Genomic DNA, 8,076 nt, shown 5'->3' on the forward strand with positions numbered 1-8,076 from the left:
CGGCGTTGGCAATAGCCTGTTAACAAGTACGACGGAACACGTCGACGAGTCGACCACGCGCGTGACGGAGTTCACTTACGACTGGCGTGACCGGCTCGTGTTGACCGAGAGTCCACTCCCACCACACTCGGCAAAGATCTACGACAATCTCGATCGCGTCGTGGCGTCAGCGAGCTTCTCAACATTCCCCGGAAGCCCTCCAGCGGATTTCGACTCTGCCGACGCAACGCGCATTTCGCTCCAGCGAACCACCTATACGCAGCGCGGGCTCGTCGCGCGAAGTCAAGTCGCGATCGATCCGGGAGAGGACTCCGGCGACCAGGACTTCCTCGCAACGAACCAGTGGTACGACGAGGTCGGGCGCACCGTCGGCACCTGGGCGCCGAACTCCCCCGGAAGGAAGACCACCTACGACGGATTGGGGCGTCCGGTCGTCGAATACGTCACCGACCGCGGGGATGATACCTCGCCCGGAAGTGGAAGCCACGCCGACGTGTGGAGCGTTTCAACGCGTGCTTCAGTTCTCACCGACGACGCGGTCCTCGAACAGACCGAGTACCGCTACATCACCGCAGGCGGAGCACGGCACGGACTGCTCGACCTGGTCCGCCATCGCGAGCGACTCCACGACACGGGTGCCACAGACGCACTGGACTCTTCGAGCGCAGTAACGTCCTTCCGGGGACTCTTCTATGACGTCGCCGCGCGCGTGACCCACTCCGTCGACTTCGGCACGAACGACACGACGAACCATCAGTTCGTGAGCGGAACCTCCGATCCCACGATCACGCAAGGGACCCCGCCCGGAAACGGTCCGAACGCCCTGGTCACCCAGACGATCTACGACGAGCGCGGACTCGGCTCGACGACCGTGCGCCCCGGCGGGCGTTTCGATCGGACGATCGTCGATGCGCTCGGTCGCACGATTGCGACGGTCGAGAACGAGGTTGGTGATCCGGTGACGCTCAATTGGGACGGCGTCAACGGGACCTGGACGGTCGCCCACGTGAGTGGTGCGAACGACGAGGACCGCGTCACGACCTACGTCTACAACGGCATCGGCCAGCTCGTCAAGCTGACGGCGATCGCGAACCTGGATACCGGAAACGGCGATGACCAGGTCACGCGATACGTATACGGCGTCTCGAGCGATCCGTCCGGGCCGGACCCCTACGTCTCATCATCGATCCACTCGAACGACCTTCTCCTTCAGATCATCTATCCGGAAGGCGAAGGCAGCACGACCGAAGCCACAAGATCGGTCTACCATGGCTACAACCGCCAAGGCGAGATGACCGCGATGGTCGACCAGAACGCGACGCTGCACGAGTACGAGCGAGACTCGCTCGGTCGCATGACACGGGATACGGCCACTGCGACCGCCTCGAACATTGACGCCACGATCGACCGCATCGATGTCAGCTTCGACGGCGCCGGCCGACTGCTCAAGGTGACGTCGCTCGAGTCGGCTGGGCCGACCGTGCGGAACGAGGTCGAGTTCAAGTACACGGCGCTCGGGCAGGTCGAGAAAGTCTACCAGCACTCGAAGGGCGCCGTCACCTACGACGGCGGCGGCGACCCGACGGGTGACACGAGACTCGTGAGCTACCTGTACGCGAACGACGCGATCAATGCGGACTCGACGGGGAACTACAGCCGACAGATCGGGTTGGCGTACCCGCGGAAGATCAATTCCTCCGGCCACGATCCCGAGGTGCTCGAGTACGCATTCGGGTCGGCCGGAGGCACGGACGACCGGATCAGCCGCGTGAACGAGTTCCTGTTCAATCTCACGAGCAGTTCGAACACGTCGATGGTGAACCACGAGTATGTCGGCCTCGGCCGGACGATCCTGGTCGACCTCGTTCAGCCGGACGTGCAGCTCGACTTCACGCTCTCGCCCGACGGCAAGCGTTCGAGCGGCGTCAGCGCTGCCAAGCAGACGGTGGGCTACTACCCAGGCTACGACCAGTTCGGACGGCTGGCGCTCCAGACCTGGGCCGACGGTGCGCTGACCAGTGCCTCGTCGCTGCCAACCAAACCGCAGATCGTGGCCCTCCAGTACGGCTACGACGAACGAGGCAATCGAACGAGCGTTTACGACGTGCGGGAAGGCAACCAATGGCAGCGGAGCCACGTCTATACAAACGACGGGCTCGATCGCCTCTCAAAGGCGCGCCGAAACACATGGGCCAACCTCATCTCGGGCTCGCCGAGCGATGGCGTCGGAACTCAAGCATGGGCGCTTGACCTTCTTGGGAATTGGATCGACACCGATAACTGGGAACCCGGAAGCCCGCCGGCGCCCGCCAATGAGACGCGCACCCACAATGCGGTGAACGAGCTCCTGACACGGGTCCTACCGAGTTCCGTCACCCATAGCTTTACGTACGACGCCGCGGGCAACCTTCACACCGATGCCGTCACCTCCGGGGCGACCACGATCTACACCCACGACGCGTGGAACCGGCTCCTCAAGGTCGAGGTCGACGACGGCATCTCGGTCGAGACCCGACTCGAGCAGGAATTCAACGGCCTCACCTGGCGCACACTCAAGCGCGAGGACACGGACTTCGACGGCGACCTCGACGAGGAGCGGACCTTCACCTACGACGGGTCCTGGCGGCTCTTGGAGGAGCGAGTTGACAAGGACATCGACTCTGACCTCGACAAGCGCGTGCAATACGTCTGGGGACTGAGGTACATTGACGACTGCCTCATGCACCGCGCGGACGTGAACAACGACGGTTCGTACGGCGCCTCCGGCGGCGAGGGCACCTGGTACCACCTCACGGACGGGATGTTCTCGACGGTCGCGGTCCTCGACCCGGCCGCGGCCGTGGTCGAGCGTGTGAGCTACGACGCCTACGGACAGGCCAGGCACCAGACGGCGGGCGACATCAACGGCGACGGCGCGACCGACGGCGCCGACCTCAGCATCGTGCTCGGCATCGGAACCAAGTCGATCGGCCAGTCCGGCTATCGCGCTGAGGCGGACCTCACCCGCAACGGCACGGTCAACTCCGGCGACCTTGCGGTCGTCCTCGGAAACTGGGCCGGGAGCCTCGCGTCCGGGCTGATTTCCGATCCCGCCGGCCCCGACAATGCAATCGGGTGGGACGGGTATGCGTTCAATGCGGCGACGGCGGATTACATCGTTAGGTATCGCGGGTATGACCCGGTACAGGGACGATGGAAGCGGCACGATCCGCTTGGCTACATCGAGAGCACTAATCTATATCAGTATGCCGCCAGTGTTCCACTCAGTCGGATCGATCCGTTTGGGCAAGAGAGCTCGACGGCTTGTGCGATGAATCCGACTCTCCCATTTCAGGCAATTCTCGCAAAATTGGAAGCCGGCGCAATTACTCAGTACCAGGCCGCAAAGCTACTTGCCGCGCTAGGTCTGTTCACTGCCGCTCAGATTGCGCAACTAACTTCCGTTTCGGTTAAGACGGCCGACGAGCTGTTGAAGCTCGAAAACCTTAATCGCAAGTTCGCGGCAGCGTTGGATGCGATCAAGGCCGAGATTGTTGCTTTGCTTCTGAAGCAAATGAGTTGCCAGGCCGCGATCGCTGCAAAGAACCGGGAGTGTGGCAATCGTGGAGGCGGCAATCAGCCGCGGAGCTGTGATGGCTTGACGGCAACCCCTCGCCTCAATAAGACTCGCGACTGCACGATCTTCCTGGAGCGCGCGCAGCACTTCCGAAGATGCATGCTCGCGAGAGCGGCAGTCCTGATGCTCTGCGATAGAATGACAGATCCAGACCGTCTTGGCCATCTAGAACAATGGAAGGGAATGCTCCAAGGTGAATCGAAGTGCATGGTAGAGTGGAAGAAATGCCACGACCAGAATAATGAGTTGTGGAGACAGCTCCGATGAACATCGATAGAGCGCCAGATGGAGACTTCTTCGAATCATGTCCGCTCAGATTGATTAACTGGTTGGCATCAGCTATCGACGCCGACCACTGGCGACTCTTCTGCGACCAATACAGTGCTGATCCGCCCTTAGCCGACGAACTGCTGCGGCTACGAGAAGCAGATAGGAATCGACCTCCTGAGTTTTCGGTAGATGCATATGACGCACTACATGCGATGCCCCATCACATCGCAATGGGAATGAGCCGTGAACTGCCGCATGCAGGAGCATTGCGCCTCGAGGCGTTCGCGATCTCAATGTCGCTGAGTGCGGAGCTTCGAGGCCAAGTGGTAGCGGACACGCCCTGGCGGTCGATCTTGCGTCTCATTGAGTTGTGCGACCAGATTGGAGGAGATTGCTTGCGTCCCTGTGGTGACTTTATTATGTGGATGCGGGTGCATGTCGAGCGCGACCGATGGCGTGATGTTATGTGTGCGCTCTCGGCGCTCGTGCTTGTCAGTGCGGCTTCGCATGCAGCGACGAATGGCGCGGTAGTGCTTCGCGATCTCAGCCGGTTTCACATGCAGGGGGAGGAGTGGCGGCAATTGCCATTCGCCCGCATAGCAAGCGACGCGAGCTCCCGCTTGACGAAGAGCGTCGAAGATTACAACGCGGCCATCCGGTCGCTCTCCCCATGAGGTAGTGTTCGTCACGATGCGCACATTCGATCAAGCGGCCTCCGAGGGAAGGTGACGCGGCTCGTCGGGGTCAGATGTTCGCGATCGGACGAATCGCGAGATCTCGGCCGGAGAATGAGGGTTTGCACATGGATCGCTCGTCAGGCAGCTCACTTATTGAGGTTTGAATAGTCACACGACGGGCTCACAGTGGAAGCCGTGCGTGGTTGAAGAAGGACCGGAGCAATTGCTGGGAGCTGGCCGTTCGACGGAAGGAGTGGACGAGTTCGTGACCGAGCGTGTCGATGCGGTCAGGGATGAAGTTCGCCAGGTCGGTGTACTTGGCGCGGTTCCACACCTGCTCGTCGGGGTTGAGCTCGGGCGCGTACGGCGGCAGCCACTCGAAGTGGATGCGGTCCCCATACCGCTCGCGAAGTTCCCGCGCCGCGGCCCGATGCACGTTGAGACGATCGAGGACGACGACCAATCGTCGGCGCGTGCGGCGGAGCAGACGCTCGAGGAATGCGGCGAAGTGTTCGGTTCGGACGTTGTGGCGGAGCACGTCGAAGTAGAGGCCCAGTCGACGCGATCGCGGGGAGACGGTGATGGCCGAGATCGCCGAGAGTCGATCGCGTCGGTCCCAGCTGCAGTGAATCGGCGTCCGTCCGCGCGGCGCCCAGGTCCGACGCACGGTCGGCTGGAGCATGAAGCCGGATTCGTCGACGAAGGCAATGGTGCTACGACTTCGCCGCGCGTTTTTTTATGCGTGGCCACTCGACATGACGCCACACGGCGATCGCGCCGTCGTCCCGTTCGCGTGCCTGGCGCTCGGGCTTCTGGCAGGACCAGTCCATGCGTCGGAGCAGATGCCAGACGCCGGACGGATCGAAGGTCACGCCGAAGCGACGCTCGATCACCTGACCGACGCGCTCGAGCGTGCAGAGCTCCGTCGAGAACCCGAGCTTCGTTGGGCCCCGCAGCAGGAGCTTGGCGAGCTGCTCCATCTGCCGATCGTTCAGCTTGCGCGGTCGTCCAGGATGGCGTTTCTGCTTCAGGCCGTCCTCGCCACCTTGCCTCCGCTTCTTCACCCAGGTGGCGACGGACGAGTGCGCGACCCCCAGCATCTTCGCGACCTCGGCCTGCGTGTGCCCATTGTCGAGCAACGACATCGCCCGAAACCGTCGACGCTCCGCGTCGTTTTGTGAAAGGCGTCCTGCCATGGATGCCGATATCGTCCAGCGACATCGCGTAGCGCCACATTTCAAGATTCAATAGAGCAGTGCGTCAGCACGCCGCCGAAGCCGGTGTCCGATCTTCTAGCCGATCCCCACCGATCGGTCAGGACCGATTGGGCGATCCCACCGATGTAACTCGCGCGCGACATTTCGCACACTGTCTGGTTCCCTCTATTGCCGAGCCGGTTCCAAAGTGGACCGGCCCACCAGTTCAGACGAAACGCCGCCGAGACAATCGGCGGCGTTCTCGCGTTCTGGCGAGGGTTTCGCGGGGTGGCCAACCGGGCGGCGAGTCTCTGATTGCGGCGTGGTCATCACCAGCCGGGCAGGGACAGAGCGCCTCGGTCCCCCGATTCGGCCCGAAGTCTCTCTGTCTCTCCCCGAGACCCGCGCACGGGTTATGACGGGGTTGGTCTCCCTATAGGTCGAGCAACCGGGGAGGTTGGGAGCGGACAGCGCGGGCAACGCTGTTCGAGAACGCGCGCCGGTGGTGATCGCGCCGGTGCCCGATCGAGGATGAGCCGCCGCCTGCCGCAGCCGCGATGACTCGCATCACGCTGCCTCACTGTCAGGGCAGCGCGATGACGGTTCTGGCATCTGGCGGCGTCGCTGAACCGAGCGACGACAGGTCGGATGCATCGATCCAGATCCCTCGATGGCGCACGAAGCTGCCATCGTCGGAGAACCCGATGGCGTCGTTCATGTCATGGATCGGGGAATGGGCGAGCAGCGTGTAGAGCAGCAGCGCGCGGTCTCGGTCGTTTCCCGTGTTGAAAAGCAGCGTCTCGTCGGGCATCGCGATGCGATCACGACTCCCGAAGATCGATTCGTGACCGGTGATGCTCTTGACGATGGCGAGCGCTCCGGCAAGGTCCGTCACGCCTTGCCCCAACTCACGCGTTCGCGCCTCGCGCATCGCGGCGAGGATATAGGCCTGCGGGTGCGCCACGCGCAGACTTCGGAATGCGTACATGGCGTAGTCGTAGATGGAGCCGGGTCGTTCCGCCGCCAGCGCCGCGACCGCGGCTTGATAGCTCGACGCCGACGTGTGTTCGGCGGGGTCGGGGATGCCGTCGGCCGGGTCGATGACGCGGGTGCAGCATGTCTCGGGGCGCTTGAGCGGATTGGAGACGAAGCCGCCAATACGGTCGAAGACCCGCGAGATTCGTTCGAACGGCACCTGCGAGGCGCCCGTCGAACAGTGGCACATACCCACTACCGGGTTATAGAAGAACGTCGTCTCGGTGCCCGAAGCGACGGCCCTGACGAACTCCGAGAGATCGGACTGGTTGTTGATCCGCGTCGAGCTGAACCACTTCGTGTTGTTGAGCAGGTGGCCGTCGCCCTCGTCCAGAAAGACGAACATGTGCGCGCGGTTGCCGGTGATGTAGATGCGGTCGAGCGGGAACCGGCCCCACACGGCAAGCCCCGCCGCCCATAGCATGCCCAGCCCGATGCACTTCCCCGACGGCTTGTGCTGCGGGTTGATCCGGGCCATCGCGTTCATCACCTCGACCGACTCGTTCTTGAGGCGAGGGAACAGGCCGCGCTGGTAGTACGGCTCGTTGATGATCTGCCCGAACTGTGATTCGGGCGTGTCCACCAGCAACTTCCTGAACGTCGCGTCATACTCGGCTCGGATGGCGCGGACAAAGCCCGGTGGGAAGCGTCGCTCCTCTTCGGCGAAGTCCATCAGCCCCCACACGTCGCCCCCGGGCAGCCCGGGCATGATGGTGAACGTGTAGCGGTGGAAGAATCGCTGCAACGCGTCCAAACGGCTCTTGGCGCTCAGGAGCGAGCCATCGGGGGCGTGCGCCCGCTTCTGGTCACGCCACGCCCAGACCACGGGGGACATCAGGTCCGCCAGCAGAAATGCGGGCACGAGATGCTGAGCGTCGGCGTCGATCTCCAGCACGGACAAGCTGACGGCCCGGCTCAGGGACTCTGCCGAATCGTCCCGATCACGCCGAACGCCGGCGGATGGCGGGTTCAGCGGGATGTCTGTCTTGCGGTCGGTGCTCACAACCCGAATCGTATCGCGAGGAGTCGGGCGGGTCGCGACGGGGCTGCGCGAACAACGCTGTTCGAGAACGCGCGCCGGTGGTGATCGCGCCGCGCATCGCGCATGCGCACGGCATAGGGCAACCGTAGTGGCGAAGCGATTCCCGCGTCGCCCATGGAACCACCCCGATGCCCGCGGACTCCACGCGCGATCCCGAGAGCATGACGGCCGACGAGCGCCGCGACGAGGTCGTCAGCATCCTTGCGCGCGGCCTCGTTCGCAGCATCGTCGCCACGCGCG

General features: G+C 63.2%; 5 protein-coding genes. 2 read left to right on the forward strand and 3 right to left on the reverse strand.

Annotated elements, in window-relative coordinates; translation table 11 throughout:
• Positions 1-958 precede the first annotated feature (958 nt).
• On the forward strand, positions 959-3,883 hold the full coding sequence (locus KF724_02180) for a hypothetical protein (protein ID MBX3354487.1): 2,925 nt from the start codon (positions 959-961) through the stop codon (positions 3,881-3,883).
• Complete coding sequence (locus tag KF724_02185; GenBank protein ID MBX3354488.1) at positions 3,880-4,560, forward strand: hypothetical protein; 681 nt, start codon at positions 3,880-3,882, stop codon at positions 4,558-4,560. Before KF724_02180 ends, KF724_02185 begins: the two co-directional genes overlap by 4 nt.
• 184 nt (positions 4,561-4,744) lie before the next feature.
• Here the strand turns inward: KF724_02185 and KF724_02190 are convergent, their stop codons facing one another.
• The 3 genes from KF724_02190 to KF724_02200 form a co-directional block, all read right to left on the reverse strand.
• Entirely contained in the window at positions 4,745-5,245 is a 501-nt protein-coding gene (locus KF724_02190) for a transposase (protein ID MBX3354489.1), read from the reverse strand.
• 31 nt (positions 5,246-5,276) lie between these two features.
• Positions 5,277-5,708: an IS630 family transposase gene (locus tag KF724_02195; GenBank protein MBX3354490.1), complete on the reverse strand. Its 432-nt coding sequence runs from the start codon at positions 5,706-5,708 to the stop codon at positions 5,277-5,279.
• A gap of 634 nt (positions 5,709-6,342) precedes the next feature.
• Entirely contained in the window at positions 6,343-7,797 is a 1,455-nt protein-coding gene (locus tag KF724_02200; protein MBX3354491.1) for a hypothetical protein, read from the reverse strand.
• Between the last annotated feature and the right edge of the window lie 279 nt (positions 7,798-8,076).

This window comes from Phycisphaeraceae bacterium (genome assembly GCA_019636735.1).
Classification (GTDB): domain Bacteria; phylum Planctomycetota; class Phycisphaerae; order Phycisphaerales; family SM1A02; genus VGXK01.